Source organism: Ottowia sp. (assembly GCF_047601385.1).
In the GTDB taxonomy this organism is placed as follows: Bacteria; Pseudomonadota; Gammaproteobacteria; order Burkholderiales; family Burkholderiaceae_C; genus Ottowia.
In genome coordinates this window covers 2,576,369-2,601,290 of sequence record NZ_JASGJP010000001.1, presented here as the reverse complement: position 1 = coordinate 2,601,290, position 24,922 = coordinate 2,576,369, and the positions used below count along the sequence as shown (strand labels likewise).

Below are 24,922 nucleotides of genomic sequence, written 5' to 3'. Positions count from 1 at the left end.
CTCTTTCGTGAAACGGAGAGGCCCGCTCGTGGCGGGCCGCATTCCAGGGGAGGAACGGGGAGAGGTTGCGCTTAGAAGCGGAAGTGGCTGAACGCCTTGTTCGCCTCGGCCATGCGGTGCACCTCGTCGCGGCGCTTCATGGCGCCGCCGCGGCCTTCGGTGGCCTCCAGCAGCTCGTTGGCCAGGCGCATCGCCATCGACTTCTCGCCGCGCTTGCGGGCGGCTTCCTTGATCCAGCGCATCGACAGCGCCAGGCGGCGCACCGGACGCACTTCGACCGGCACCTGGTAGTTGGCGCCGCCGACGCGACGGGACTTGACCTCGACCATCGGCTTGACGTTGTTGATGGCGACGGTGAACAGCTCGAGCGGATCCTTGCCGCTCTTTTTCTCCATCTGCTCGAGCGCGCCGTAGATGATGCGCTCGGCAACCGCCTTCTTGCCGCCTTCCATGATCACGTTCATGAACTTGGAGAGCTCGACATTGCCGTATTTGGGATCCGGCAGGATTTCACGCTTAGGGACTTCGCGACGACGTGGCATTTCTAAACCTCTATCCTTGCTTCAGTTGGCGCCCTTGCCGGGCACCGCGAGAGCCATTTCGAGACCCTCACTTACTCGACCCACACGGCTCTGAATGCCGCGCTTCGGGTCACTACGCTCGAGACACCCGCCAAGGCAGCCCGAGCACCAAAAAAACGAACCGGCCGATCAGGCCTTCTTGGGGCGCTTGGCGCCGTACTTGGAGCGGGACTGCTTGCGATCCTTCACGCCTTGCAGGTCCAGCGAGCCGCGCACGATGTGGTAGCGCACACCAGGCAAGTCCTTGACACGACCGCCGCGCACCAGCACCACGCTGTGCTCCTGCAGGTTGTGGCCTTCGCCGCCGATGTAGGAAATGACCTCGAAGCCGTTGGTCAGGCGCACCTTGGCGACCTTGCGCAGCGCCGAGTTCGGCTTCTTGGGCGTCGTGGTATAGACGCGGGTGCACACGCCGCGGCGCTGCGGCGAGTTCTGCATCGCGGGGCTCTTGGACTTGATCTTCTCGACCGTCCGCCCCTGACGCACCAGTTGACTGATGGTTGGCATTGAAAAACGTCCCTAAACGCTGGAAGACTTTGCGCGCCGGCCGACCCTCGACGGGCGCCGTGCGCGCGCACGGAAATTCCCGCCCCAAATGCGGGAAAGCCTTAAAGTATAGCCCGGATCGGGGTTATCCGCAATTGCCGGCGCCTGCCGTCACTTGATCCACAGGCGCATGGCGTCCCAGGCGCGGCCCAGAAAGCCCGCCTCCTCCACCGGCTCCAGGGCCACCAGCGGGACTTCAGCCAGCTGCTGCTCGCCCAGCCTCACCTTCAGCGTGGCCACCGCCTGGCCCTGCTTGAAGGGGGCGACCAGCGGCTCGGGACGGGCGATCTCGGTCTTGATCTGGCTGGCGCCGCCGGCCGGCACGGCCACGACGATCGGCTCGCCGCGGCCCAGCTTGAGTTCGCTCGCCTGGCCCTTCCACACCTTGGGCGTGGCGACGGGCTGGTTGGCGTCGAACAGCTTCAGGGCCTCGTAGGCGGTGAAGCCCCAGTTCAGCAGCTTCTGCGATTCGTTGGCACGCGCCAACTCGCTGGCCGCGCCCAGCACCACCGACAGCAGGCGCCGCCCCTTCAGGTTGGGAAAGTCGCGCTTGGCGGTAGCCACCAGGCAGTAGCCGGCGGCGGCGGTATGGCCGGTCTTGAGGCCGTCCACCGTGGGGTCGCGCTGCAACAGCAGGTTGCGGTTGGTGTCGTTGCTGGCCGGCGTGCCGGGGTAGCGGTACTTGCGGATGCTGTAGTAGTGCAGGTATTCGGGAAAGTCGCTCATCAGCCGCGTGGAAAGCGTGGCGAGGTCGCGCGCGGTGGTGGTGTGGCCGGGCTCGGTCAGGCCCTCGGGGTTCTTGTAGCTGGTGTTCTTCAGGCCCAGGGCCTTGGCCTGGTCGTTCATGAGCTGCACGAAGTGCTCGACCGTGCCGCCCACGCCCTCGGCCAGCGCCACGGTGGCGTCGTTGCCGGACTGCACGATCATGCCTTTGAGCAGGTCGTCCACCGGCACCTGCATCTTGGGGTCGATGAACATGCGCGAGCCGGGCATCTTCCAGGCGCGCGGGGATACGGGCAGGGTCTGCTCCAGGCTGATCTTCTTGGCGCGCAGGGCGTCGAACACCAGGTACTGCGTCATCAGCTTGGTGAGCGAGGCGGGCTCGACGGGCGCATCGGGGTCGCGCGCGGCCAGGGTCTGGCCGGAAGTGACGTCCACCAGCAGGTAGGCCTTGGCGGCGATTTCGGGCGGCTGCGGGGCCTGGGCGTGGGCCAGCACGGCGGCGGCGGCCAGCACGCAGGCGGCCAGCGATTTGAATAGACGGTTCATGGGGGAAAGACTTCAGGAAAGGCCGCCGCGCACATGGCGCACGACGAGGCTCTTGAGCAGCGGCAATTGTCCGTGAAAGAAATGCTCGCCGCCGGGCACGACGGTGACGGGCAGCGACTGCGGCCGTGCCCAGTCCATGACGGCGGCCAACGGCACGGTGTCGTCCTGCTCGCCGTGCACCACCAGGGTGTGCGGGTGCAGCTCGGCCGGCAGCGGCGCGGCGGCGAAACGCGAGGCCGCCGTGCCCACCAGCACCGCGCCGGCGATGGGCCGCTGGCCATGCAGCGCGGCGATGGCCCGAGTGGCGACGAAGGCGCCGAACGAGAAACCGGCGATGGCCAGCGGCGCGTCGCCCGGCGCCTGGCCGGCGATCACAGCCAGCAGGTCATCGGTCTCGCCGCGCCCCTCGTCGTAGGCGCCGGCGCTGGCGCCGACGCCGCGGAAGTTGAAGCGCACGGCGCGCCAGCCGCACTGCACGAAGGCGCGGGCGATGGTCTGCACCACCTTGTTGGTCATGGTGCCGCCGAACTGCGGGTGCGGGTGGGCGATGACGGCGGTGCCGCGCGGGGCGCCGTCGGGCAGGTCGAGCAGCGCCTCGATGGCGCCGGCCGGGCCTTGCAGCGTCAGCGGTTGGGTCTGGGCATTCATGTCAGCTACTTAAATTATAGCTGCCAGCGCTTGACTGGCGCGCGCTGGAGCATGAAAAAGCTTGTAAACGGTCCGCGCGCTCAGCGCCCCAGGTGCGGCGGTGTGCGCAGGCGCTCGACGGGCTCGCCGTTCTTCAGGTGCGACTCGACGATCTCGTCGATGTCGGCCAGGTCCACGTAGGTGTACCAGACCGCCTCGGGATAGACCACCGCCACCGGGCCGGCGGCGCAGCGGTCCAGGCAGCCAGCCTTGTTCACGCGCACCTGGCCTGGCCCGGCCAGCCCCTCGGCCTTGACGCGCTTCTTGCAGTGGTCGAACGCCGCCTGCGCGCCGTGGTCGCCGCAGGAGGCTTCGCCGCTGTCGCGCTGGTTCAGGCAAAAGAAGATGTGGCGCTGGTAGTACGAGGCTGCCGTCATGGCGCGATTTTAGGCGGCGGCTCCAGCGTCCGCCGCCCCATGCGCGTGGCCAAGTACACGAAGGCCGCATAGGGCCACAGCCAGCCCACCCACTGCGCCAGGCCGTTGAAATGGATGAAGCGCCCCTGCTCCCAGCTTTGCAGCGTGATGGCGAAGTACGGGTTCTGCGGCGCCGCGTTCAACAGCCCCACCTGCGCCACCAGCACGGCCATCAGCAGCACCACGCACACCCGCGCCGGCAGCGCCAGCAGCAGCGCGGCGGCGAACACGGCGGCCACCAGGCCCAGCTCCACCGGCCGGCTGATCCACGACCAGGCATGGATCGGCCCATAGGTCAGCCCCGCCGACAGGGCCGACGCCAGCACGCCCACCAGCAGCGCCGACGCCGCCATCAGCACCCGCCGGCCGCGGTGCCGCACCACGGTGTAGCCCAGCAGGCAGGGCACCAGCGCGCCGAGCGCCACGCACAGCATTTCGGCGCCGGGCAGCAGCGGCTCCAGCTCCAGCTCGCGCAGCGGCAGCCATTCGATGAAGGGCGTGCCCTCCAGCAGCGCGGCCAGGCCCTCCTCCAGCCGTTCGTACACCTGCCCCAGGCCGAAGGCGACCGGCGCCGGGAACAGCAGCCCCACCGGCCACAGCGCCAGCAGCACCAGCGCGCCGCGCGAATCGCCCACGAACCAGCGCGCCCGAAAGCGCCGCCAGCGCTCGATGGCGCCCAGCCGCTCCAGCACCCAGGCGGCGAGCGCGCCGAAAGCGCCGCCGGCGGCGTTCAGCGCCAGGTCCAGGTTGGAGGCCACGCGCAGCGGCAGGTAGGACTGAAGGCATTCGAGCGTGAACGACAGCAGCGCCGCCCCCACGCCGGCCAGCAGCGCCGCCCGCCCGCGCCGCCCCGGGCCAGGCAGCGCCAGCGTCAGCAGGAAGCCCAGCGGCGCGTAGCCCAGCAGGTTGCCGGCGACGTCGAAGCGCGTCCAGTACTGCGGCAGCGGCGCCCACAGGTAGGCCCAGGGCGCGATGCCCTGGTCGCGCCAGCCGGTGAACGGGAACAGGCTGGCGTAGACGATCAGCGCGCCGTACAGCAGCGCGAGCGGACGGGCGGCGGACTTGTGCACCCTGCGCGCCTCCTGCCCTAGAAAGGCTTCACCACCACCAGGATCACCGCCGCCAGCAGCAGCAGCACCGGCGCCTCGTTGAACCAGCGGAACCAGACGTGGCCGCGCGTGGCCGCGCCGCGCTCGAAGCGCGCCAGCAGCCGGCCGCAGGCGGCGTGGTAGGCGATCAGCAGCAGCACCACCAGCAGCTTGGCGTGCAGCCAGCCATTGCCCGGCCCGCGGCCGATGCCCCAGCCCAGCCACAGCCACAGGCCGAGCGCCAGCGCGATCAGCGCCAGCGGCGCCATGAAGCGGTACAGCTTGCGCGCCATCAGCAGCAGCCGCGCGCGCTCGGCCTCCGAGCCCGGCGGCACCATCGCCAGGTTGACGAAGATGCGCGGCAGGTAGAACAGCCCGGCGAACCAACTGGCGACGAAGACGATGTGCAGAGCTTTGACCCAGAGCATGCAACCAAGTGTAGCCAGGGGCAACTCGATAGGGCCCCAAGAAAAAACCCCGGCCACAGGGGCCGGGGTTGAAAAGCCTGTCTGCTGTCACACATCAAGGCTCCCGCTCAGGGAGGAAAAGCGGGGGATGGCAAGCCATCCGGGATTGAATATAGCAAAAGTAATTAATCGCCACAATCGACGGGGCTTCGGCTTGCGCCCCCCTGCCTGCCCGCGCGCGGCCCGCCGATCGGGCACAATTTTCGGCATGGCCGCACCCCTCGCCCCCTTCCCCGCCAACCGCCCGCGCCGCCTGCGCCGCGACGACTTCACGCGCCGCCTGGTGCGCGAGCACGCGCTCTCGCCGAGCGACCTGATCTACCCCGTGTTCGTGCTGGACGGCAAGGGCAAACGCGAGGCCGTGCCCTCGATGCCCGGCGTCGATCGCCTGTCGCTCGACCTGCTGCTGCCGGTGGCCGAGGAATGCGTGCGCTTAAGCATCCCGGTGATGGCGCTGTTCCCCGTGATCGACGCCAGGCTGAAGGACGACAAGGGCGGCGAGGCCGCCAACGCCAAGGGCCTGATCCCGCGCGTGGTGCGCGCGCTGAAGCAGCGCTTCCCCGAACTGGGCATCATGACCGACGTGGCGCTGGACCCCTACACCAGCCACGGCCAGGACGGCTGGCTCGACAAGAAGGGCTACATCCTGAACGACGAGACCGTGGGCCAGCTCGTCAAACAGGCGTTGACGCAGGCGGCCGCCGGGGTGGACATCGTCGCCCCCAGCGACATGATGGACGGCCGCATCGGCGCCATCCGCCAGGCGCTGGAAGCCAAGGGCCACATCCACACGCGCATCATGGCCTACTCGGCCAAGTACGCCAGCGCCTTCTACGGTCCGTTCCGAGACGCCGTGGGCTCGGCGGCCCACCTCGGAAAAAGCAATAAAAAAGTTTACCAAATGGACCCATCCAATAGCGACGAGGCGCTGCGCGAAGTGGCCATGGACATCGCCGAAGGCGCCGACATGGTGATGGTCAAGCCCGGCATGCCTTACCTGGACATCGTGCGCCGGGTGAAGGACGAGTTCCGCATGCCCACCTTCGCCTACCAGGTCAGCGGCGAATACGCCATGCTCAAGGCCGCGGCGCAGAACGGCTGGCTCGACCACGACCTGGTGATGATGGAGAGCCTGCTCGCCTTCAAGCGCGCCGGCGCCGACGGCGTGCTGACCTACTTCGCCCGCGACGCCGCCCGAATGCTCCTGAATAAATAGCTGCCGGCGCTTGCTGGACAAGCGCTGGAGGCCTTTTTGATCTAAATTTTCCACCACCGTGCACATCGTCGAGGTCACCGCCGCCAGCCTGCGCTTCGCCGACGCCGTGCCGGGCGTGGCGCCGGCCGACGGCTTCGTCTGGATCTACCTGGAGCGCGCCGACTTCGCCGCCCACGCCGACGCCCTGCAGCAGGCCGCGCAGCGCCTGGGCGGCTCGGCCCTGCTGGACGTGCACCTGGCCGACCTGGTGAGCGAGTCGCACCCGTCCGACTACGACGCCACCTCGGTCTACGACATCGTCATCTTCCGCCGCCTCGCCAGCCTGGCCGAGGCGCAGCAAAACGGCACGCCCCCCGGCGCCGGCCGCGCGCGTGACGCCTTCGCGCGCATCGACTCGCGCCCGGTCGGCTTCGCCATCTTCGACCGGCTGCTGATCAGCGTGCACCCGCCCGGCTGCCACAGCGCGCGCGGCTTCATCCAGCGCTTCCTGGCCGACGCGCAGCTCAGCGTGAACGCCGCCAGCGCCCGCAACCGCGCGCCGCAGAGCCCGGCCGACCTGGTGCTGCGCATGGTCAACACCCTGGTGGACGGCTACCTCGACCTGCGCAAGGACCTGACCGCCGCGCTGGAGCAGGTGCAGCAGGACCTGCTCGCGCCCCAGCCGCGCCCGGCGGCCTGGAACGACGTGATCCACGCGCGCCGCCGCCTGCACCTGCTGGAAGACCTGTGCGAGGAGCAGCACGACGCCCTGCAGGAATGGCTGGACACGCTGCGCGAGCTGCCGCTGGCCACCTACGCCGACGACGCCGCGCTGGCCCAGGCCCGGCGCGACCAGCTGGTGGCGCGGGCGCGCGACGTCATCGAGCACATCGACCGCGTGCTGCACCACGCGCGCCGGCTGGAGCAGGCGGCCGACACGGCGGTGCAGATCCATTTCGGCGCCCAGGGCCAGCGCACCAACGACATCATGCGCACGCTGACGGCGGTGACCGCCATCTTCCTGCCGCTGAACCTGTTCACCGGCTTCTTCGGCATGAACTTCGAGCACCTGCCGCTCATCCACAGCACCGGCGGCATGTGGGTGGCGCTGGGGCTGCTGGTGCTGGTGGCGGCGGGCATCCTGGTGTGGTTCTGGCGGCGGCGCTACATCACACGTTCAAGAAAATAAGGCAAATCAGCCGTCAGCGCCCGCCCACCAAGCGCCGGCAGCTGCTTAACTGATAGCACACCGCCACCGAAGAGCCCGAAGGCCGCGGAGCAGGCCAGGCCAGCGACCGCCGCGGACGGGCTTGCACCGGCCGCTGGCGGTGCCCCCTCGAGGGGGGTGGCGCAACAGCGCGCAGCGCGTGGAGCCTGGGGGTGTGGTTCGCTTCAGCCCACGTGCTGCGCGAAGAAGGCCAGCGTGCGCTCGCGCGCGAGCCTGGCGGCGGCCTCGTTCCAGCTGCCGCGCTGGTTGCAGTTGAAGCCGTGGTCGGCCGCGTAGGTGAACACCCGCACCTCGGGGTGGGCCCGGCGGAAAGCCTCGACGCTGTCCAGCGGAATCCAGTGGTCCTGCTCGGCGAAGTGCGCCAGCACGGGCGCCTTGGGCTGGCGGGCCGCCTCCTCGGGCGTGGTCACGCCGCCGCCGTAGTAGGGCACGGCGGCGGCCAGGCCGTTCAGCGTGCAGGCGGCGCGCCAGGTCAGCAGGCCGCCCCAGCAGTAGCCGACGATGCCGACCTTGCCGCCGCTCTGCTGCGCCGCGTGGTCGATGGCCGCTTGCAGGTCCTGCATGACGCCGGGCGCGGGCAGCGCCTCGACCGCCGTCTTGTAGCCGAAGCCTTCCTGCATGTCGGCGTCGGCGTAGCCCAGCTCGACGCCGGGCTTGACGCGCTGGAAGGTGCCGGGCGCCACGGCCAGGTAGCCGTCCTGCGCGTAGCCATCGGCCACCTCGCGGATGTGCGAATTGACGCCGAAGATCTCCTGCACCACCACGATGCCGCCCTTGGGCTGGCCGGCCGGCCGCGCCACGTAGGCGGGAATCTTCTGGCCGTCGGCGGCGGTGAGGTCGATGAACTGTCCCATGCGTATTTGCTCCTTTAAAAATAGCTGCCAGCGCTTGTCCAGTAAGCACTAGAGCCCGATTTGACTCATAAACCGAGTTTGCGGGCGACGAACTCCAGCCGGTCCTGGCCCCAGAACAGCTCGCCGTCGACGAGCCAGCTCGGCGCGCCGAACACGCCGGCGTCGATGGCGGCCTGGGTGTGGGCATCGTAGCGCGCGCGCACCTCGGCGTGCTGCGCCTCGCGCAGGCGCTCGGGCGGCAGGTCGGTCTCCTCCAGCAGCTCGGCCAGGGTAGCGGCGGCGGCGATGTCGCGCTCCTCGCGCCAGCAGGCGGCCATCACGGCGCCGGCCAGGCGCATGGCGGCCTCCGTGCCATCGTGCTGCGCCACGGCGGTGATCAGCAGCGCGGCCGGCGTGCCGTCCACCGGGAAGAAGCGCGGCTGCGGGTTGAGCGGCAGGCCCAGGTGCTCGGCGAAGCGGCGCAGCTCCAGCAGCCGGTAGGCCTGGCGCTGCGGCGCGCGCTGGGGCAGCGGCAGGCCGCCCGAGGCGGGGAAGATGCGCCCGTAGTCCACCGGCAGCACCGCCACCTCGCGCCGGCTGGCGCGCAGCAGCTCGGCGAAGCGCGCGTGGCCAAGGTAGCTCCAGGGACTTTGCGGGGTGAAGTAGTACAGCACGGTACGGCTCATGCGGGTCTCCTGAATAATCGCCAATCATTTTGCAGGAGACTCCGGCGTGGATGCAGACAAGGTGGTGCTGGTCACCGGCGGCGGCCGAGGCATCGGCGCCGCGACGGCGCGGCGGGCCGCCGCCGACGGCTGGCGCGTGGCGGTGAACTACAGCGCCAACATGCACGCGGCGGACGAGGTGGTGAACGGCATCCGCGCCGCCGGCGGCACGGCCCTCGCGGTGCAGGCCGACGTGGCCGACGAAGCGCAGGTGCTGCGCATGTTCGAGCGCATCGACGGCGAGCTGGGTCGCCTCACCGGCCTGGTCAACAACGCCGGCGTGGTGGCCCCCGGCGCGCCGCTGGCCGCGCACGACGTGGCGCGCTGGCGCCGCCTGTTCGACATCAACGTCATCGGCACCCTGCTGTGCGCGCGCGAGGCGGTGCGGCGCATGAGCACGGCGCGGGGCGGCGCGGGCGGCGGCATCGTCAACGTCTCCAGCGGCGCGGCCCGGCTGGGCGCGCCGGGCGAGTACGTGGACTACGCGGCCAGCAAGGGCGCGGTGGACGCCTTCACCATCGGCCTGGCCAAGGAGGTGGCGGCCGAGGGCATCCGCGTCAACGCCGTGCGGCCGGGCCTGATCGACACCGAGATCCACGCCAGCGGCGGCCGGCCCGGGCGCGTGGCGCAGCTCGCGCACCAGATACCGATGGGGCGCGGCGGCGCGGCGGGCGAAGTCGCCGAGGCGATCGTCTGGCTGCTGTCGGAGCAGGCAAGCTACACCACCATGAGCCTTCTTGACATCACTGGAGCACGATAACGTGGCCCACCCCCGTGTCTCCACGCGCTGCGCGCTGTTGCGCCTCCCCCTCGAAGGGGCGTCGCCAGCGGCCGGTGCAAGCCCGTCCGCGGCGGCCGATGGCGTGCCCTGCTCCGCGGCCGGCCGTTCCCTGATACTTGCTGCGCTGCCGACGATGCGCGGCCTTCTGGAGCACTGAAATGAGCACTCACCCGCAAAAGAACATCCGATATTTCTGGGAAGACCTGCCCGTGGGCACCACGGTGGAGATGGGCAGCATCACCGTCGACCGCGACGAGGTGATCGCCTTCGCCAGCCGATACGACCCGCAGCCCTTCCACCTGGACGACGAGGCCGCCGCCCAGTCGATGTTCGGCAAGCTGGCGGCCAGCGGCTGGCACACCTGCGCGATGGCGATGGGGCTGATGGTGCGCAACTTCCTGCACGAGTCGGCCAGCCTGGGCTCGCCGGGGCTGGAGCAGCTGAAGTGGCTCAAGCCGGTGTATCCCGGCGACGTGCTGACGCTGCGCCAGCGCATCGTCGAGTCGCGGCCGATGAAGTCGCGCCCCGACGTCGGGCTGACGCGCGCGCTGTGGGAGATGTTCAACCAGCACGGCGAGCAGGTGCTGCTGATGGACGGCTACGGCATGTTCCGGCGGCGCGCGCCAGGTGCCCAAGATTCAGACGCCCAGAACGGCTGACGCGGCGCATAGGAACCCGAAGAGCCCAACGGCCGCGGAGCAGGCCATGCCAGTGCGCTCCTGGCCGGGGCCTCCCCGGCCAGCGGGCGCGCCCCCTCGAGGGGGGAGGCGCAACAGCGCGCAGCGCGTGGAGCAACGGGGGTGGTTTGATTTCAGCGCGGCGCTGGCAGCCCATCCACCCAGGCCGCCACCTGCCGCGCCACCTCGTCGGTGGCGGCGCGCAGGGCGGCGGCGCCGCCGGGCGCGTCGGCCGTGGCGGCGGGCTGGCGCACGGTGAAGGTGCGCTGGCCCAGCAGGCGGCCCGTGCGGGCAGCGGGCGCGGTGGCGGTCACGCGCAGGCGCACCACGCCTTCGCTGGCGTCGGGGGCGCCGAAGACGTGGGTGAACTCGTCCAGCTCGGCGCGCAGCTCCAGCGGCGCCAGGCCGGTGCCGGCCTCGACCACCGGGCGGCGCGCCGACAGCGCCTCGCGCAGGCGCTGGGTGACCAGCTGCGGCGGCGCCATGGTCCAGCGCGCCTGGGCGTAGGGGCGCGGCTGCTGGCCGCCGCCGGCGTAGGCCAGGCGGTAGAGGATCTGCGTGCCGTCGATGGCGGCGGGCGCCACCACGGGCTCCAGCGCCAGCGCGGGACCGGCGGGCTGGGCGGCGGCGGCGGCCGGCAGCGCCGGGCCCAGGTCGTAGGGCTGCGGGCGCACGGGCTTGTCGGGCAGCGGCAGCGCGCAGCCGGCCAGGGCCAGAAAAATCAAGGCAAAAACGGCTCTAGAGCCCGTCTGGCAAGCGCTGGCAGCTATTGATTTCATATCAAACCTCGGTCAGCGTGAAGGCGAAACAAAGCCCGGCTCGCCGGGGCCCGGGGGAATGGCGCCGCCGCCGTAGATCAGCGACTGCGGGTTCTCGCTGATCGAGTCGACCACGCGGTCGAGCCGGCGGACGGTGCGGCTGGCGTCCTCGGTCAGGCCCTGGATGCGCGGCAGCGTGGTGGTGCCGACGGTGGTGGCGCTTTCGCCGAGGCGCTCGATGACGCCGCCCTGGCCGGTCAGCGTGTCCATGCCGCGCCGCAGGTCGCCGGCGGCGGCGCTCACGTCGTCCAGCGCGGCGTTGGCCTTGGCGCCCACGCCCTCCAGCGACTTCAGCGTGGCGGTGGCCTGGCGCACCAGCGCGGGCACGTCGGTGCGGCGCGCGCCGAACTGCGCCTGGATGGCCTGGTCGGTGTTGGCGGCAAGCTGGTTCAGCGACTTGGCGGCGGCGCCGGCCTCGCGCGCGGTGGCGCCGACCTCCTTCAGCGCGGCGGCCAGCGCAGCCTGGTTCTCGGCGCCCAGCATGCGGTTGATGCTGTCGGTGGCCTGCTCGACCTTGTCGATCAGGGTGCCGGCGCGCTCGGTCAGCTGGCCGAGCGCGCTGTCCTTCAGCGGAATGCGCGGCGGCCCGCCATTGGGGCCGGGCGCCGGGGGCTCGGCTGAATCGCCGGGGTCGTCGAGCTGCACGAAGGACAGGCCGGTGACGCCCTGGAAGGTGAGCGTGGCGAAGGTGGACTTGGTGATGGGCGCGTCGGCCGCCACGGCCACGCGCACCAGCACGTTGGCGCGGTTGTCGGGATCGAAGCTGATGTCGGTCACCTTGCCGACGGCCACGCCCTTGAAGCGCACCGCCGCCTGCGGCTGCAAGCCGGTGACGGCGTCGCTGCTGACCATCTCGTAGGCGGTGGTGTTGACCTCGTCGCGCAGCAGCCACATGGCCAGGCCGATGAGCAGCACGGTGACGGCCGCCACGAACAGGCCGGCGGCCAGGGCATGGGATTTGTTTTCCATGGCGGTCTATTGTCCTTTCGCTGCTCTGCGCGCGCTGTCGGCGGGCGTGCCGTTGTCGCGTCTGGCGTGCAGCAGCTCCATGGCGCGCCGGCCGCGCTCGCCGAGGAAGAAGTGGCGGATGAAGGGGTGCTCGAACGCCAGCACCTCGGGCACCGGCGCGGCGATGATGACGTGCCTGTCGGCCAGCACGGCCACGCGGGTGGAGAGCTCGAACAGCGTGTCCAGGTCGTGCGTGACCATCACCACCGTCAGGCCCAGCTCCTGGTGCAGCGAGCGCAGCAGGGTGACGAAGGCGTCGGAGCTGTCCGGGTCGAGGCCGGCGGTGGGCTCGTCGAGCATCAGCAGCGGCGGGTCCATGACCAGCGCGCGCGCCAGCGCCACGCGCTTGATCATGCCGCCCGACAGCTCGGCCGGCATCTTCACCGCGTCGGCCGCCTTCAGGCCGACCATGCGCAGCTTCAGCAGCGCGGCCTCGCGCACCAGCGCCTCGGGCAGGGCCTTCAGCTCGCGCAGCGGAAAGGCGATGTTGTCCAGCACGCTGAAGGCCGAGAACAGCGCCCCCTGCTGGAACAGCATGCCCACCCGCGCCGCCGCGCCCGGGCTGCCCAGCTCGGCCGCCGGCCGGCCCAGCACGGTGATGCTGCCGCGCGCTGGCGTGTTCAGCCCCAGCATCTGGCGCAGCAGCACGGTCTTGCCGGTGCCCGAGCCGCCCACCAGGGTCAGCACCTCGCCGCGCAGCACGGTCAAATCCAGATCCTGGTGCACCACCACCGGTTCGCCGCCGGGCACCGGGAACACGCTCCAGAGGCCGCGCACCTCGATCACCGGCTGGCCGGGCGCGGGCAGGGCGGGAACAGCGGCGGCGTCCATCATGCGTTTTTACCCGGCGCGACCCACCACCCGCAGCCCACCCCGCAGGAAGAGCCCAAAGGCCGCGGAGCAGGCCATGCCAGCAACCGCCGCGGACGGGCTTGCACCGGCCGCTGGCGGTGCCCCCTTGAGGGGGGAGGCGCAACAGCGCGCAGCGCGTGGAGCAACGGGGGTGGTCATATACCCACGCTCTTGAACAGCACCGCGAACAAGGCGTCGATCAGGATCACCGCCGTGATCGCCGTCACCACCGACGAGGTGGTGCCGCGCCCCAGGCTCTCGGTGTTGGGCTTCACGCGCAGGCCGAAGTGGCAGCCGATCAGCGCGATCGACACGCCGAACACCGCCGACTTGGCGCAGGCCAGCCACAGGTTGGACACCATCACCACCTTGGGCAGCGACTCCATGAAGTAGCTGGGCGTGATGCCCAGCGTCAAATCGGCCGCCAGCATGCCGCCGACCAGCGCGGCCAGCGTGGTCCAGACGGCGATCAGCGGCATGACGATGGCCAGCGCCAGCGCGCGCGGCAGCACCAGCCGGAAGCCGGCCGGGATGCCGAGCACGCGCATGGCGTCCAGCTCCTCGGTGACGCGCATCACGCCGATCTGCGCCGTGATGGCCGAGCCGGATCGCCCCGCCACCAGCACCGCGCCCAAGAGCGGCCCCAGCTCGCGGATCAGCGCTAGGCCGAGGATGTTGACGATGAAGGTCTCGGCGCCGAACTGGCGCAGCACCTGGCTCATCAGGTAGGCCAGCACCACGCCGATCAGAAAGCCCACCAGCGCCGTGATCGGCAGCGCCTGCGCGCCGATGTTGTACAGGTGGCCGGAAAAGTCGCGCCACGGCGCCCAGCGCGGCGCCGCCAGCAGGCGCCCGAAGTCCAGCAGCAGCTGCCCCATCAGCGCCACGAAGTCGCGCACCTGCGCGACCGCCTGCACCACCCACAGGCCGAGCGCGTCGACGCGCCGCGCCAGCGTGGCCGGGCGGCTGGGCAGCGCCTCGGGCGAGAAGGCGGCCACGCGCTCGATCAGGGCGCGCTGGTCGTCGTCGGCCCGCACCTGCGGCGGCCACTGGCGGCCCCAGTGGTCCCACAGGGTGAGCGCGCCCAGGTGGTCCAGCGCGTCGAGCTGGCGCAGATCCCACGGGCCGGCCCGGCCGGCGGCGGCCAGCGCCTGCGAAGCGGCGCGCCAGCTGCGGCCGGCCGTCAGCCCGGCGGCGGTCCAGGCGCCGCGCAGCACCGCGCCGCCTTCGGGCGGGGTGTCGATGCGGGGGGCGGCGGAGGGCATGCGGCGGATCGGAGGCGCGGGTCGTGCGGCAACCGATGGTACCGGGTCGCCCCGGGGCGGCCATTTCGCGTCCGACCGTTACGATTTTTTCCTTTTGTGCGTGCAAAAGTTCACTACGATCGGCCGCTTGTCACAAGGAGATAGCAGCATGGCACTTCAAGGCCCCTTTTTCGGCAAGCGCGACGAACCCGCCGCGCCGCGCGCCGCCGGCTCGTCGGCACTCGGCGGCACCAGTTCGCTCGGCTCGGCCGGCAGCCCGGCCAGCAGCGCCCAGCCGTTCGCCGCCCCGGTGAGCGCGCCCGCCATCGCGGCCGCCACCGCCCCGCAGGACAGCGGCGCCAAGCTGACCGTCGGGCCCAACATCAAGCTCAAGGGCGTCGAGATCACCGACTGCGACACGCTGGTGGTCGAGGGCACGGTGGAAGCCACCATGAACTCGCGCGTGATCCAGATCGCCGAGCAGGGCGCCTTCAAGGGCTCGGCCGAGATCGACATCGCCGAGGTGCGCGGCGTGTTCGACGGCAACCTGACGGTGCGCCAGAAGCTGGTGATCTTCGCCACCGGCAAGGTCACGGGCAAGATCCGCTATGGCAAGATCGTGATCGAGGAAGGGGGCCAGCTCTCCGGTGAGATCACTTTCGGTACCGCCGCCGAATCCAGCAGCGGCAGCAGCAAATCCAGCAGCAAGGGCGAGCAACTGGCCGTCGCGGCCTGACGCTGCCCGGCATTGCCGGCGAAGGGCCGCGCTGGCGGCCCTTTGCATTGGCGCGGCGCTGGCGGGCTGCGCCAGCGCCCCCGCCCCGTATGGCGAAGTGCGGGGCGACCGCTTCGGCACCGCCGAGCTGATCCAGAGCGAGGGCAACCGCATCACCCAGCAGGCGATGCAGGCCAACCGCCGCAGCCTGCTGCTGCTGGCCGACAAGCTGTACCGCCGCAACCCGGCCGAGTGGCGCAAGAGCGCGGCCACGCGCGAAGCGGCGCTGATGCAGGTGGAGGCGGCGCTGCTCTCCGGCCAGCCCTGGGCGCCGCTGGCCGGCCGGCGCGACGTGGCGGCGCTCTCGCTGGCCCTGGCGCCCGAGTTCGGCGGCGACCGCGTGGCCGCTTTCATCGTGGCCTGCCACGACACCATCGTCGCCGCGCACGGCGGCAAGCGTGAGTTCTACTACCTGGACGGCGTCGATCCGCAGCACGTCTACAACGCCGCGCGCAACATGGAAATCGCGCTGTGGATCCTGAACACGCGCCGCACGCCCGCCGGCCAGCCGCTGCTGCTGGCCAACGAGATCGGGCCGGACAGCCGCAACCTCGGCTTCGAGCGCGAGTTCGGCAAGATCATCGGCCGGCTGGACCTGCTGGCCAGCTACCTGACCGAGCGCTACCGCCGCGCCGTGATCAGCTACGTGCAGAGCGTGGTGGCGGCGCCGCTGCTGGCGTTCCTGCCGGTGAAGTAGGCGGCGGCGACAGGCCGTTTGCTATCTTTCATATAGCTGTCTGCGCTTGCTGCATAAGCACTGGAGGCACTTTTCATTGAGAATCCGGCGCGCCTTCAGTCCCCGCAGCCGCCGCAGCCTCCGCCGCCATCGCCGCCGCCGTCGCATCCGCTGCCGCAGCCGCTGCCTCCGCCGTCGCCGGGGGTGACCGGCGCCAGCGCCTGCCGCACCGCCGCCAGCTCCTCGCCCAGCACGGTAGCGCCCAGCAGCGCCAGGGCCAGGGGCAGCACGGGGTCGGCGGCGCCGAGCTCGCGGGTGCGGGGCAGCGCCCGCCGCGCGGATTTGATCCACGCGCGGCCCTCGCGCGTCAACCGGTGCGGCAGCGCGCGGCCGAAGGCCCACTTCAGCAGCAGCGCCAGCACCATCAGCACGATCAGGCCGCCCACCGGGTAGCCGCGGTGCCAGCCCTGGGCGGCGCGCAGCGCGCCCCACAGCAGCAGGCCCGCCCAAGCGGCCTGGTAGAGCCGCTCGGCCCAGCCGGTGCCCCGCCCCTCGCGCAGCGTGTGCGTCAGCAGGCCGCGGGCGTGCAGGCGGTCATGCAGCGCGTCCAGCGGCCCCTGCGCCTCGGCCAGCGCCTCGCGCGGCTGCACGCCGCGCGCCAGCGGCGCGTACAGGGCGCGCTCGACCGCGTGCGCCTGCGCACCCGGCGCGGCGACGGCGACCCAGCGGCCCAGGGCCTGGTCGAAGCGCACCTGGCCGCGCTGGAGCAAACCGACCATCGCCGTCCACAGCACGCGCACCGTGCCGCCGGCGAGGTAGGCCTGGTCGATGGGGTCCAGGCCCTCGGCACGCACCGGCGTGCCGGCGCGGCGCCCGCGCACCGCCAGCAGGATGCCCACGGCCAGGAGGACGGCCATGGCCAGCAGGTAGCGGCCGAGGAACTGCGGGCCGGTCAGCGTGCCGCTGGCGGCCAGCGGGATGCGCCCCTGCGTGCAGCCGGCCACCACCAGCGCCGGCAGGCACAGCGCCGCGCCCCAGGCGCGCAGCGCGCCCGCGGGCCAGGCCGGGCGCCGCCACCAGCCGGGCTTGGCCAGCACCCAGTGGGTGCGGCTGCTGACCTGCCGCGCGCGCTCGGCGAAGCGCTGATCGGCAGGGGGCCAGAGGTCGGCCGGCGGCGGCGCGCCGAAGGCGCGCGCATAGGCGCGCAGGGTGGCGGCGTAGTTGGCGCGGTGGCGCGCGCCGTCGGCGCCGCCGCGGCTGGGGTGGTGGTGCAGCACGCGGCCCAGCACGCGCGGACAGAAGTCGCCGAAGTAGCGGCTGGAGTCCAGCAGGTGCGCGTGCCAGGCGGCGTCCACCGCCTCGCTGGGGCAGGCGCGGCCGCGCAATTGCTGCGTGAGGTAGAGAAAGCGCCGGTACTCCTCCAGCACCCGGCGGGTGTGGGCGGCGCTCCAGCCGGTGGCCTGGCGCAGGCGGGCGCTGAAGGGGCGCGCGTCGGCGGGGTCGTCGAACGGGTGGCCGCGCAGGCGCCGCCAGAGGGCGTCCTGCGGCCCGTCAACGGAGGTGGGGGTTTGTGGCATGCTGCCTTCTCCTTTCTTGTTGTTGTTCTGATCTGGTTCTTCTTCTTGATACGGAGACTAAGGCGCGTTCATGACGGTTTCATGACTGCCCTGTAACCGTCACGCCCCGAGACAAGCATGAGCGACCTCACGTTCGACTACATCGTCGTCGGCGGCGGCACCGCCGGCAGCCTGCTCGCCAACCGGCTGTCGCGCGACAAGGCCAGGCGCGTGCTGCTGATCGAGGCCGGCCGCAAGGACGACTACCACTGGGTGCACATCCCCGTGGGCTACCTGTACTGCATCGGCAACCCGCGCACCGACTGGCTCTACCAGACCGAGCCGGCCGCCGGCCTGAACGGCCGCACCCTGCGCTACCCGCGCGGCAAGGTGCTGGGCGGGTGCAGCAGCATCAACGGCATGATCTACATGCGCGGCCAGTCGCGCGACTACGACCGCTGGGCCGAGCTGGTGGGCGACGACGCCTGGCGCTGGGCGCAGTGCCTGCCGGACTTCATGGCGCACGAGGACCACTACAAACTAGATAGCACCCAGCGCACGCCGGACGGGCGCCAGAGCCCGATTCCACCTGAATTCTCCGCGCTGCACGGCCACGGCGGCGAGTGGCGCGTGGACCGCCAGCGCCTGCGCTGGGAGGTGCTGGACGCCTTCGCCGAAGCCGCCGTGCAGGCCGGCATCCCGGCCACCGAAGACTTCAACGGCGGCAACAACGAAGGCGTGGGCTACTTCGAGGTCAACCAGAAGGCCGGCTGGCGCTGGAACACCGCCAAAGCGTTCCTGCGGCCCACCTGCTACGGCCGCCCCAACTTCGAGCTGTGGACCAGCGCGCAGGTCGTGCGGCTGCTGCTGGAGCGCGATGAAACCAGCCTGCGCTGCACCGGCGCCCAGGTGTGGGACGGGCATGAGATGCTGATGCCGCGCCTGGCCGAGGGCGGCGAACTGGTGCTGGCGGCCGGCAGCATCGGCTCGCCGCAGATCCTGCAACTCTCCGGCATCGGCCCGGCCGACTTGCTGCGCCAACACGGCATCGACGTGCTGGCCGACCTGCCCGGCGTCGGCGCCAACTTGCAGGACCACTTGCAGATCCGCTCGGTCTACAAGGTGCAGGGCGCGCGCACGCTCAACCAGATCGCCGGCACGCTGTGGGGCAAGGCCGGCATCGGGCTGGAATACCTGCTGCGCCGCACCGGGCCGATGAGCATGGCGCCCAGCCAGCTCGGCGCCTTCACGCGCTCGTCGCCCGCCTTCGCGTGGCCCAACATCCAGTACCACGTGCAGCCGCTCAGCCTGGAGGCGTTCGGCGAACCGCTGCACGCCTTCCCCGCCATCACCGCCAGCGTGTGCAACCTGAACCCGACCAGCCGGGGCACGGTGCACATCAAGAGCAAGCGCTTCGAGGACGCGCCCGCCATCGCGCCCAACTACCTGGCCACCGACGAAGACCGCCAGGTGGCGGCCGACAGCCTGCGCGTCACGCGCCGCATCGTCGCCCAGCCGGCCATGGCGCGCTTCGCGCCCGAGGAGTTCAAGCCCGGCGCGCAGCACCAGAGCGACGAGGACCTGGCGCGCCTGGCCGGCGACATCGCCAGCACCATCTTCCACCCCGTCGGCACGACGAAGATGGGCCGCGACGGCGACCCGATGGCGGTGCTGAACGCGCGCCTGCAACTGCGCGACGGCGCCGGCGGCCTGGTGGCCGGCCTGCGCGTGGTGGACGCCGGCGCCATGCCCGCCATCACCAGCGGCAACACCAACAGCCCGACGCTGATGATGGCCGAAAAGGCGGCGCGCTGGATTCAGAATCCTTAAGCCAAATCGGCCTCCAGCGCCCGCCCAGCAAGCGCGAGCAGCTATTGAATATGCAGCAATCTCAGGTGGCCGCCGGCTCCGGCACCCGGCCCATCGCGCGCACGATCGCCGTGAGCAGAACGCCGTAGGCCGGCACGAACAGCAGCAGGCTCACCGCCAGCTTGATCACGTAGTCCACCACGGCGATCTCCACCCAGTTGGCGGCCATGAAGGCGTCGGTGCTGCGCCAGAAGGCGAGCGAGAAGAACGCCGCCGTGTCCAGCGCCTGCCCGAACACCGAGGCCGCCGCCGGCGCCAGCCACCACGCGCGGCTGCGCCGGCGGATGCGGTCGAACACCTGGATGTCGAGCAGTTGCCCCAGCACGTAGGCCGCGAAGCTGGCGAAGGCAATGCGGAAGATGAAGCCGTTGAAGTCGCTCAAGGAGGCCCAGCCGTTGAAGCGCCCCTCGTGGAACAGCACGCCCACCACGTAGGAAGCCACCAGCGCCGGCAGCATGGCCCGGGTAATGACGCGCCGCGCCGGCGCCTTGCCGATCAGCCGCACCGTGAGGTCGGTGGCCAGGAAGATGAACGGGAAGCTGAACGCGCCCCAGGTGCTGTGGAAGCCCAGCAGCGTGACCGGCAGTTGCACCAGGTAGTTGCTGGCGATGACGATGGCGATGTGCAGCGCCACCAGCAGGGAGAGGTAAAGCGGCACGCGCGAGGGCGATGCCTGGAGGAACGTCATGAGAAAAATCCTTTTTGATGGATGGGGGCGAGGGAACCCATGGCCGGCGACGTGCCGGGGCGCGAAATTCTAGCGCCGCGCCCTCCCCCTCGCCCCGCGACCGATAATGCGCGGTTCTTCACGTGCGCGATGCCCGCGCCGCCAACGCCCCCGAGCCCAACGCCATGAGCACCATCCTGCAATCGCTTCCCGCCGGCCAGAAGGTCGGCATCGCCTTCTCCGGCGGCCTGGACACCAGCGCCGCCCTGCTGTGGATGCGCCAGAAGGGCGCCATCCCCTACGCCTACACCGCCAACCTGGGCCAGCCCGACGAGAGCGACTACGACGCCATCCCGCGCAAAGCCCTGGCCTACGGCGCCGAGAACGCCCGCCTGGTGGACTGCCGCGCCCAACTGGCCAACGAGGGCATCGCCGCGCTGCAATGCGGCGCCTTCCACATCCAGACCGGCGGCGCCACCTACTTCAACACCACGCCGCTCGGCCGGGCCGTCACCGGCACCATGCTGGTGAACGCGATGAAGGAAGATGACGTGCACATCTGGGGAGATGGCAGCACGTTCAAAGGCAATGACATCGAGCGCTTCTACCGCTACGGCCTGCTCACCAACCCCCGGCTGAAGATCTACAAGCCCTGGCTCGACCAGCGCTTCATCGACGAGCTGGGCGGCCGCAAGGAAATGTCGGAATTCATGCAGAAGGCCGGTTTTGACTACAAGATGTCGTCGGAAAAGGCGTATTCGACCGATTCCAACATGCTCGGCGCCACCCACGAAGCGAAGGACCTGGAATTCCTGAACAGCGGCATCCGCATCGTGCAGCCCATCATGGGCGTGGCGTTCTGGAAGCCCGAGGTCGAGGTCAAGCCCGAGGAAGTGCGCGTGCGCTTCGAGGAAGGCCGCCCGGTGGCGCTGAACGGCAAGGAGTTCGCCGACCCGGTGGCGCTGTTCCTGGAGGCCAACGCCATCGGCGGCCGCCACGGCCTGGGCATGTGCGACCAGATCGAGAACCGCATCATCGAGGCCAAGAGCCGCGGCATCTACGAGGCGCCCGGCATGGCGCTGCTGCACATCGCCTACGAGCGGCTGGTGACCGGCATCCACAACGAGGACACCATCGAGCAGTACCGCATGGGCGGCCTGAAGCTGGGCCGCCTGCTCTACCAGGGCCGCTGGTTCGACCCGCAGGCCATCATGCTGCGCGAGACGGCGCAGCGCTGGGTGGCGAACGCGGTCACCGGCGAAGTGACGCTGGAGTTGCGGCGCGGCAACGACTACAGCCTGCTGAACACCGAGTCGCCCAACCTCACCTACGCGCCCGAGCGCCTGTCGATGGAGAAGGTGGAGAACGCCCCCTTCAGCCCGCTGGACCGCATCGGCCAGCTCACCATGCGCAACCTCGACATCACCGACACGCGCGGCAAGCTGGCGGTCTACAGCAAGAGCGGGCTGCTTCAGCTCGGCCCGGGCTCGATGCTGCCGCAGCTGGGCAACGACTGACCTGAGCGGTTTTCACGACCAAAACAGTGTGTTGCGCTTGTCCGACGGACACTGGCAGCTATACAAATAAAAGCAAAACCGCTCGACTTCCGCATCGGGCGGTTTTTTTATCAAGGCACGCAAGCGGCCCTGGGTTCGCTATCGAGCAGAAGGGGCATAGAACGGCTGCCGCGCCGGCTCCTGATCAAGGTAGTTGGCATAGAACGCCTTGACATGCGGAAACACCGCCTTGGACAACTGGCGCCGCGCCTCTTCCTCGGCCGTGCGCGGGCGTGAAAGCTGCTCGGCGATATCGGCCAGCACCTTGTCACGATCCACGTACTTGAAGCGGCCCTGCGCATACACCGGGTCGCCCCCGACGTAGACCGTGTCCACGTGCCTTTGCTGCGCCCGCTGGATCAGGGCGTCCAGCATGGGAATGTCCTCGTCCTGGTACGGAAAGGTCGCGGCCTGGTAGTCGATGGCCACGGCATCGAAGTTCAGGCCCGGCACCAGACGCCCGATTTCACCGCGGAACGCCGTGGTTCGAGCGCCGTGCTCGGTCGCCATCCGCAGAACCTGCGGCACGCTGGGCACGTCATCGTCGTCCATGCCTGGCACCCGGTGGGCCCGCAGCGCGAGTTTCATCTCCTGCAGCATGTCGCGATCCTCGTTGATGCCCGCTTCATCCAGGCCCATGCCGATGGTCACGCCGCGCTTTTCCAGTTCGTTGACCGGCGCCACGCCGCTGCGCAGCCGGAAGTTGCTGCTGCAGTTGTGGCACACGCAGGTGGCGCTGTGGGCCACGATGTCCAGATCCGCTTCGGTGAGCCACACGGCATGCCCCAGGGTCATCCAGGGCCCCAGGGCGCCCAGCCGGTTCAGGTGCTGGATGGCGGTGGTGCCGGTACGACGGCGGGCATATTCCTTCTGGTACACGGTTTCGAGCAGGTGCATGTGCATGGGCACGTTGTCGGCCTTGGCCAGCTCCACCAGGGTCATCAGGCCCTCGTCGGTGATCCAGTGCAGATTGGCCGGCGCAAGCTGAATGCGCGTGAGCGGGTGGGCGGCGTTCTCCCCGCGCAGCTGGCGGTAGAGCCGTACATGGTCCTCGAAGCTCATCGTGGCCTGTCGCAGGTTCTCGGCCAGGGGCGCGCCGATCTCCGGCGGCAGGCTGGCGCAGAACCTGGCGTCGTCTTCATAGACCATGCGGTTCTGTTCGCGTACCGCGTAGCAGTACGACGCGCGCATGCCGATGCTGCGGTAGGCCTGCAGCACCGCGCTGGAAGCGCCGTGCACCTGCTCGAAGCCGCCGCGCATCCAGCCGTGGATATGCTGCACCGTGGTGATGCCGCTGGCGATCATTTCGAACGCGGAATACAGGGTGTCGAGGAAGATGTCCACATCGCGGGCCGACAGGCGGGAGGCGAACCACAGCTCCAGCGCGTAGTCCGGCGAGCCCAGTTGCAGCGGTGTCAGGCCCACATGATGGTGGCTGTTGACGAAGCCCGGCAGCAACGCATGCACGGGATGGTGCGTGACCGGCGCCTCGGGGTATTGCTGGCGCACCGCCTCGAAAGGCCCCACCTCCAGCACCTTGCCCCCCTGGTGCGCCACGGCACCATCGCTGATGACCACGGGGGTATGGCGGTCTTGCACGCCGGTGACGATCCACTTGGCGCGAACCAGGGCAACTGTCATGAGATTCTCCAAACAGAAAAGGAAAGAAGTCGCGAAGCCGGCATCGGGCTGGCTCCGCGAGAAGAACGGCGGATCAGACCGAGGCTTCCATTTCGCGGAACGCGCGATCCACCTCGTCGGCCAGCAGGTCGCCGAGACGAAGCTGCAGCGCGATGAAGTCCGGATCACGCGGATCGCGCGGCCGCGGCAGATCCACCGGCACGATCTCCTTGACCCGGCCGGGGCGCGATGTCCAGACCACGATGCGGTCGGCCAGCGCCACCGCCTCTTCGATGGAGTGGGTGACCATGAGCACGCTGGCGCCGCTGGCGCGCCAGATCTGCAGCAGGTGATCCTGCATCTTGGCGCGGGTCTGGATGTCGAGGGCCGCGAAGGGCTCGTCCATCATCAACACCTTGGGCTGCATGGCCAAGGCGCGCGCCAGCGCCGCGCGCTGGCGCATGCCACCCGACAGCTCGTTGGGCCGCTTGTGGCCCGCGTCGGCCAGGCCCACCTTGAGCAGCAGTTCCTGCGCGATCCGCTCGCGCTTTTCGGGAAAGACTCCGCGCAGCTTCAAGCCGAAGGTCACGTTGTCGGCGATGCTCAGCCAGGGATAGAGCGACGCCTCCTGGAAGATCATGCCGCGCTCCGTATCGGGCCCCGTGATGGCCATGCCGTCGCACAGCAGTTCGCCGCTGGAGGGGGTTTCCAGGCCGGCGACCATGTAGAGCAGACTGCTCTTGCCGCAACCCGACGGGCCCAGCAGCACCACGAATTCACCGGGCGCGACATCGAACGACAGGCCATCGATGGCGGTAAGCGCCTTGGACGTATCCGGGTTCCACACCTTGCCCACGTTGCGAACGCTGATCATGGCTTTCATGTTCATTTACCTCCCACCGGTGAAGAAGGATCGACCCACCACAGCACGCGCCGCTGCACCAGCAGCAACGCCCGGTCGAAGCCATATCCCAGCAGCCCGATCAGGGTCATGGTGAAGAACACCAGGCTGGAGTTGAAGGTGTTACGCGCCATCATCACCACCTGTCCGAGGCCGGCGCCGACGCCTACCGCCTCGGCGATGAGCACCACCATCCAGGCCGCGAACAGATTCAGCCGCAGCGTGACGAACAGGCTGGGCAGAATGGTGGGCAGGATGACGTGGCGAAAAAGCTGGTGCTTGGTCGCGCCCATGATGCGCGCCACGTGCAGGTACGCCGGCGGCACGTTGTCGATCTGCGAAAGCGTGGACAAGACGATGACGAAGAACACCGAGATGAAGACCAGGAAGATCGCCGGCATGTCGCCGATGCCGAACACGAACACCGCCACCGGCAGCCATGCCACCGGCGAGATGGGGGTCAGCAGCGTGATCGTGGGCAGCGTGAGCAGGCCGAACAGACGGAAATACCGGATGGCCACCCCCACGGCCACGCCGCCCACGAAGCCCAGGGCCAGACCGACGATGACGCGCATCGACGTCCAGGCCATGACCGCCAGCACCGGAAGCAGGCCGCCAGCCTCGCCGTCGTCACTCGAACCTGCCGGCGCGAAGAACTTGAACTGCTCCGTCAGGTTGGCCAGAAAGATGTGCGGTGGCGGCAGAAGCAGCGGATCGGCAAGACCGGCCAGCCAGCACAGCTCCCAAATGGCCACCAGCGAGCCCACCGATGCCAGCCACCACAGGCTGCGCTGAAGAGCGGCCGCCAGGCGCTTTTGCTTGGCTGAAGACGGAGAAGGCGTGGCCGGCTTGGCGCCAGCCATCGGCGGTGCGGACATAGGAGGCTC

26 protein-coding genes are annotated in these 24,922 nt (G+C 70.0%); 8 read left to right on the top strand and 18 right to left on the bottom strand.

Translation table 11 applies throughout. From position 1 onward, the window contains the following. Positions 1-71: 71 nt before the first annotated feature. The 7 genes from rpsG to QM772_RS12650 form a co-directional block, all read right to left on the bottom strand. A complete protein-coding gene (rpsG, locus tag QM772_RS12680; RefSeq protein ID WP_415137001.1) occupies positions 72-542 on the bottom strand; it encodes a 30S ribosomal protein S7 in 471 nt (156 codons plus the stop codon). A 168-nt stretch (positions 543-710) separates the two neighbouring features. Then, positions 711-1,088, bottom strand: a complete 378-nt coding sequence (gene rpsL, locus QM772_RS12675) for a 30S ribosomal protein S12 (protein WP_415136998.1) — start codon at positions 1,086-1,088, stop codon at positions 711-713. 150 nt (positions 1,089-1,238) lie between these two features. Next, entirely contained in the window at positions 1,239-2,396 is a 1,158-nt protein-coding gene (locus QM772_RS12670) for a D-alanyl-D-alanine carboxypeptidase family protein (protein ID WP_415136996.1), read from the bottom strand. Between the two features lie 12 nt (positions 2,397-2,408). Beyond that, on the bottom strand, positions 2,409-3,044 hold the full coding sequence (locus QM772_RS12665; protein WP_415136994.1) for an alpha/beta hydrolase: 636 nt from the start codon (positions 3,042-3,044) through the stop codon (positions 2,409-2,411). A gap of 80 nt (positions 3,045-3,124) precedes the next feature. Beyond that, positions 3,125-3,460, bottom strand: coding sequence for a (2Fe-2S) ferredoxin domain-containing protein (locus QM772_RS12660; RefSeq protein WP_415136992.1), 336 nt, complete (start codon positions 3,458-3,460; stop codon positions 3,125-3,127). Continuing rightward, positions 3,457-4,569, bottom strand: coding sequence for a VanZ family protein (locus QM772_RS12655; protein WP_415136990.1), 1,113 nt, complete (start codon positions 4,567-4,569; stop codon positions 3,457-3,459). Before QM772_RS12655 ends, QM772_RS12660 begins: the two co-directional genes overlap by 4 nt. Positions 4,570-4,586: 17 nt before the next feature. Further along, complete coding sequence (locus QM772_RS12650) at positions 4,587-5,015, bottom strand: CopD family protein (protein WP_415136988.1); 429 nt, start codon at positions 5,013-5,015, stop codon at positions 4,587-4,589. Between the two features lie 247 nt (positions 5,016-5,262). Between QM772_RS12650 and hemB the strand changes: the two genes are divergently transcribed. Then, positions 5,263-6,270: a porphobilinogen synthase gene (gene hemB / locus QM772_RS12645; protein WP_415136986.1), complete on the top strand. Its 1,008-nt coding sequence runs from the start codon at positions 5,263-5,265 to the stop codon at positions 6,268-6,270. Between the two features lie 58 nt (positions 6,271-6,328). Beyond that, a complete protein-coding gene (locus QM772_RS12640; RefSeq protein WP_415136984.1) occupies positions 6,329-7,438 on the top strand; it encodes a magnesium transporter CorA family protein in 1,110 nt (369 codons plus the stop codon). Between the two features lie 203 nt (positions 7,439-7,641). Here QM772_RS12640 and QM772_RS12635 read toward each other — a convergent pair whose 3' ends face one another. Next, positions 7,642-8,331 (bottom strand): dienelactone hydrolase family protein, encoded by a 690-nt coding sequence (locus tag QM772_RS12635; RefSeq protein WP_415136982.1) that lies wholly within the window; start codon positions 8,329-8,331, stop codon positions 7,642-7,644. A gap of 65 nt (positions 8,332-8,396) precedes the next feature. Then, the gene (locus QM772_RS12630) at positions 8,397-8,996 is read right to left on the bottom strand and encodes a 2-hydroxychromene-2-carboxylate isomerase (RefSeq protein WP_415136980.1); all 600 of its coding nucleotides are present in this window, start codon (positions 8,994-8,996) and stop codon (positions 8,397-8,399) included. Between the two features lie 46 nt (positions 8,997-9,042). Here QM772_RS12630 and QM772_RS12625 point away from each other — a divergent pair, with 46 nt between their 5' ends. Then, positions 9,043-9,795, top strand: coding sequence for an SDR family oxidoreductase (locus QM772_RS12625; RefSeq protein WP_415136978.1), 753 nt, complete (start codon positions 9,043-9,045; stop codon positions 9,793-9,795). Between the two features lie 179 nt (positions 9,796-9,974). Next, the gene (locus QM772_RS12620) at positions 9,975-10,475 is read left to right on the top strand and encodes a MaoC family dehydratase (RefSeq protein ID WP_415136976.1); all 501 of its coding nucleotides are present in this window, start codon (positions 9,975-9,977) and stop codon (positions 10,473-10,475) included. Between the two features lie 152 nt (positions 10,476-10,627). On the opposite strand, the gene QM772_RS12615 is transcribed toward QM772_RS12620, so the two are convergent. The 4 genes from QM772_RS12615 to QM772_RS12600 all read right to left on the bottom strand — a co-directional run bounded on the left by QM772_RS12615 (position 10,628) and on the right by QM772_RS12600 (position 14,436). Further along, positions 10,628-11,218, bottom strand: a complete 591-nt coding sequence (locus tag QM772_RS12615) for an ABC-type transport auxiliary lipoprotein family protein (RefSeq protein WP_415136974.1) — start codon at positions 11,216-11,218, stop codon at positions 10,628-10,630. Between the two features lie 66 nt (positions 11,219-11,284). Further along, a complete protein-coding gene (locus tag QM772_RS12610) occupies positions 11,285-12,280 on the bottom strand; it encodes an MlaD family protein (RefSeq protein ID WP_415136972.1) in 996 nt (331 codons plus the stop codon). A 6-nt stretch (positions 12,281-12,286) separates the two neighbouring features. After that, positions 12,287-13,150 (bottom strand): ABC transporter ATP-binding protein, encoded by an 864-nt coding sequence (locus tag QM772_RS12605; RefSeq protein WP_415139584.1) that lies wholly within the window; start codon positions 13,148-13,150, stop codon positions 12,287-12,289. A gap of 176 nt (positions 13,151-13,326) precedes the next feature. Beyond that, positions 13,327-14,436 (bottom strand): MlaE family ABC transporter permease, encoded by a 1,110-nt coding sequence (locus QM772_RS12600; protein WP_415136970.1) that lies wholly within the window; start codon positions 14,434-14,436, stop codon positions 13,327-13,329. 148 nt (positions 14,437-14,584) lie between these two features. Between QM772_RS12600 and QM772_RS12595 the strand changes: the two genes are divergently transcribed. Together QM772_RS12595 and QM772_RS12590 are read left to right on the top strand one after the other, a co-directional pair. Continuing rightward, complete coding sequence (locus QM772_RS12595) at positions 14,585-15,151, top strand: bactofilin family protein (RefSeq protein ID WP_415136968.1); 567 nt, start codon at positions 14,585-14,587, stop codon at positions 15,149-15,151. Positions 15,152-15,248: 97 nt separating this feature from the next. Then, positions 15,249-15,887: a hypothetical protein gene (locus QM772_RS12590; RefSeq protein ID WP_415136966.1), complete on the top strand. Its 639-nt coding sequence runs from the start codon at positions 15,249-15,251 to the stop codon at positions 15,885-15,887. A 95-nt stretch (positions 15,888-15,982) separates the two neighbouring features. Here QM772_RS12590 and QM772_RS12585 read toward each other — a convergent pair whose 3' ends face one another. Beyond that, on the bottom strand, positions 15,983-17,443 hold the full coding sequence (locus QM772_RS12585; protein ID WP_415136964.1) for a TIGR04222 domain-containing membrane protein: 1,461 nt from the start codon (positions 17,441-17,443) through the stop codon (positions 15,983-15,985). Positions 17,444-17,560: 117 nt separating this feature from the next. Between QM772_RS12585 and QM772_RS12580 the strand changes: the two genes are divergently transcribed. Further along, positions 17,561-19,252 (top strand): GMC family oxidoreductase, encoded by a 1,692-nt coding sequence (locus QM772_RS12580; protein ID WP_415136962.1) that lies wholly within the window; start codon positions 17,561-17,563, stop codon positions 19,250-19,252. 61 nt (positions 19,253-19,313) lie between these two features. Here QM772_RS12580 and QM772_RS12575 read toward each other — a convergent pair whose 3' ends face one another. Next, positions 19,314-19,979 carry a 7-cyano-7-deazaguanine/7-aminomethyl-7-deazaguanine transporter gene (locus QM772_RS12575; RefSeq protein WP_415136960.1) on the bottom strand — a complete coding sequence of 222 codons (666 nt, stop codon included), beginning with the start codon at positions 19,977-19,979 and terminating at the stop codon, positions 19,314-19,316. Between the two features lie 164 nt (positions 19,980-20,143). Here QM772_RS12575 and argG point away from each other — a divergent pair, with 164 nt between their 5' ends. Further along, a complete protein-coding gene (gene argG / locus QM772_RS12570; RefSeq protein WP_415139582.1) occupies positions 20,144-21,475 on the top strand; it encodes an argininosuccinate synthase in 1,332 nt (443 codons plus the stop codon). Positions 21,476-21,613: 138 nt separating this feature from the next. On the opposite strand, the gene QM772_RS12565 is transcribed toward argG, so the two are convergent. The 3 genes from QM772_RS12565 to QM772_RS12555 form a co-directional block, all read right to left on the bottom strand. Continuing rightward, positions 21,614-23,155, bottom strand: coding sequence for an amidohydrolase family protein (locus tag QM772_RS12565; RefSeq protein WP_415136958.1), 1,542 nt, complete (start codon positions 23,153-23,155; stop codon positions 21,614-21,616). A gap of 73 nt (positions 23,156-23,228) precedes the next feature. Continuing rightward, positions 23,229-24,017, bottom strand: a complete 789-nt coding sequence (locus tag QM772_RS12560; RefSeq protein ID WP_415136955.1) for an ABC transporter ATP-binding protein — start codon at positions 24,015-24,017, stop codon at positions 23,229-23,231. A 2-nt stretch (positions 24,018-24,019) separates the two neighbouring features. Further along, on the bottom strand, positions 24,020-24,913 hold the full coding sequence (locus QM772_RS12555; RefSeq protein WP_415136953.1) for an ABC transporter permease: 894 nt from the start codon (positions 24,911-24,913) through the stop codon (positions 24,020-24,022). Positions 24,914-24,922: the final 9 nt, after the last annotated feature.

Coding starts and splice junctions, on each gene's coding strand:
- rpsG (WP_415137001.1), bottom strand. CDS start 542: ATGCCACGTCGTCGCGAAGTCCCTAAGCGTGAAATCCTGCCGGATCCC.
- rpsL (WP_415136998.1), bottom strand. CDS start 1,088: ATGCCAACCATCAGTCAACTGGTGCGTCAGGGGCGGACGGTCGAGAAG.
- QM772_RS12670 (WP_415136996.1), bottom strand. CDS start 2,396: ATGAACCGTCTATTCAAATCGCTGGCCGCCTGCGTGCTGGCCGCCGCC.
- QM772_RS12665 (WP_415136994.1), bottom strand. CDS start 3,044: ATGAATGCCCAGACCCAACCGCTGACGCTGCAAGGCCCGGCCGGCGCC.
- QM772_RS12660 (WP_415136992.1), bottom strand. CDS start 3,460: ATGACGGCAGCCTCGTACTACCAGCGCCACATCTTCTTTTGCCTGAAC.
- QM772_RS12650 (WP_415136988.1), bottom strand. CDS start 5,015: ATGCTCTGGGTCAAAGCTCTGCACATCGTCTTCGTCGCCAGTTGGTTC.
- hemB (WP_415136986.1), top strand. CDS start 5,263: ATGGCCGCACCCCTCGCCCCCTTCCCCGCCAACCGCCCGCGCCGCCTG.
- QM772_RS12635 (WP_415136982.1), bottom strand. CDS start 8,331: ATGGGACAGTTCATCGACCTCACCGCCGCCGACGGCCAGAAGATTCCC.
- QM772_RS12630 (WP_415136980.1), bottom strand. CDS start 8,996: ATGAGCCGTACCGTGCTGTACTACTTCACCCCGCAAAGTCCCTGGAGC.
- QM772_RS12620 (WP_415136976.1), top strand. CDS start 9,975: ATGAGCACTCACCCGCAAAAGAACATCCGATATTTCTGGGAAGACCTG.
- QM772_RS12610 (WP_415136972.1), bottom strand. CDS start 12,280: ATGGAAAACAAATCCCATGCCCTGGCCGCCGGCCTGTTCGTGGCGGCC.
- QM772_RS12605 (WP_415139584.1), bottom strand. CDS start 13,150: ATGGACGCCGCCGCTGTTCCCGCCCTGCCCGCGCCCGGCCAGCCGGTG.
- QM772_RS12600 (WP_415136970.1), bottom strand. CDS start 14,436: ATGCCCTCCGCCGCCCCCCGCATCGACACCCCGCCCGAAGGCGGCGCG.
- QM772_RS12595 (WP_415136968.1), top strand. CDS start 14,585: ATGGCACTTCAAGGCCCCTTTTTCGGCAAGCGCGACGAACCCGCCGCG.
- QM772_RS12585 (WP_415136964.1), bottom strand. CDS start 17,443: ATGCCACAAACCCCCACCTCCGTTGACGGGCCGCAGGACGCCCTCTGG.
- QM772_RS12580 (WP_415136962.1), top strand. CDS start 17,561: ATGAGCGACCTCACGTTCGACTACATCGTCGTCGGCGGCGGCACCGCC.
- QM772_RS12575 (WP_415136960.1), bottom strand. CDS start 19,979: ATGACGTTCCTCCAGGCATCGCCCTCGCGCGTGCCGCTTTACCTCTCC.
- argG (WP_415139582.1), top strand. CDS start 20,144: ATGAGCACCATCCTGCAATCGCTTCCCGCCGGCCAGAAGGTCGGCATC.
- QM772_RS12565 (WP_415136958.1), bottom strand. CDS start 23,155: ATGACAGTTGCCCTGGTTCGCGCCAAGTGGATCGTCACCGGCGTGCAA.
- QM772_RS12560 (WP_415136955.1), bottom strand. CDS start 24,017: ATGAAAGCCATGATCAGCGTTCGCAACGTGGGCAAGGTGTGGAACCCG.
- QM772_RS12555 (WP_415136953.1), bottom strand. CDS start 24,913: ATGTCCGCACCGCCGATGGCTGGCGCCAAGCCGGCCACGCCTTCTCCG.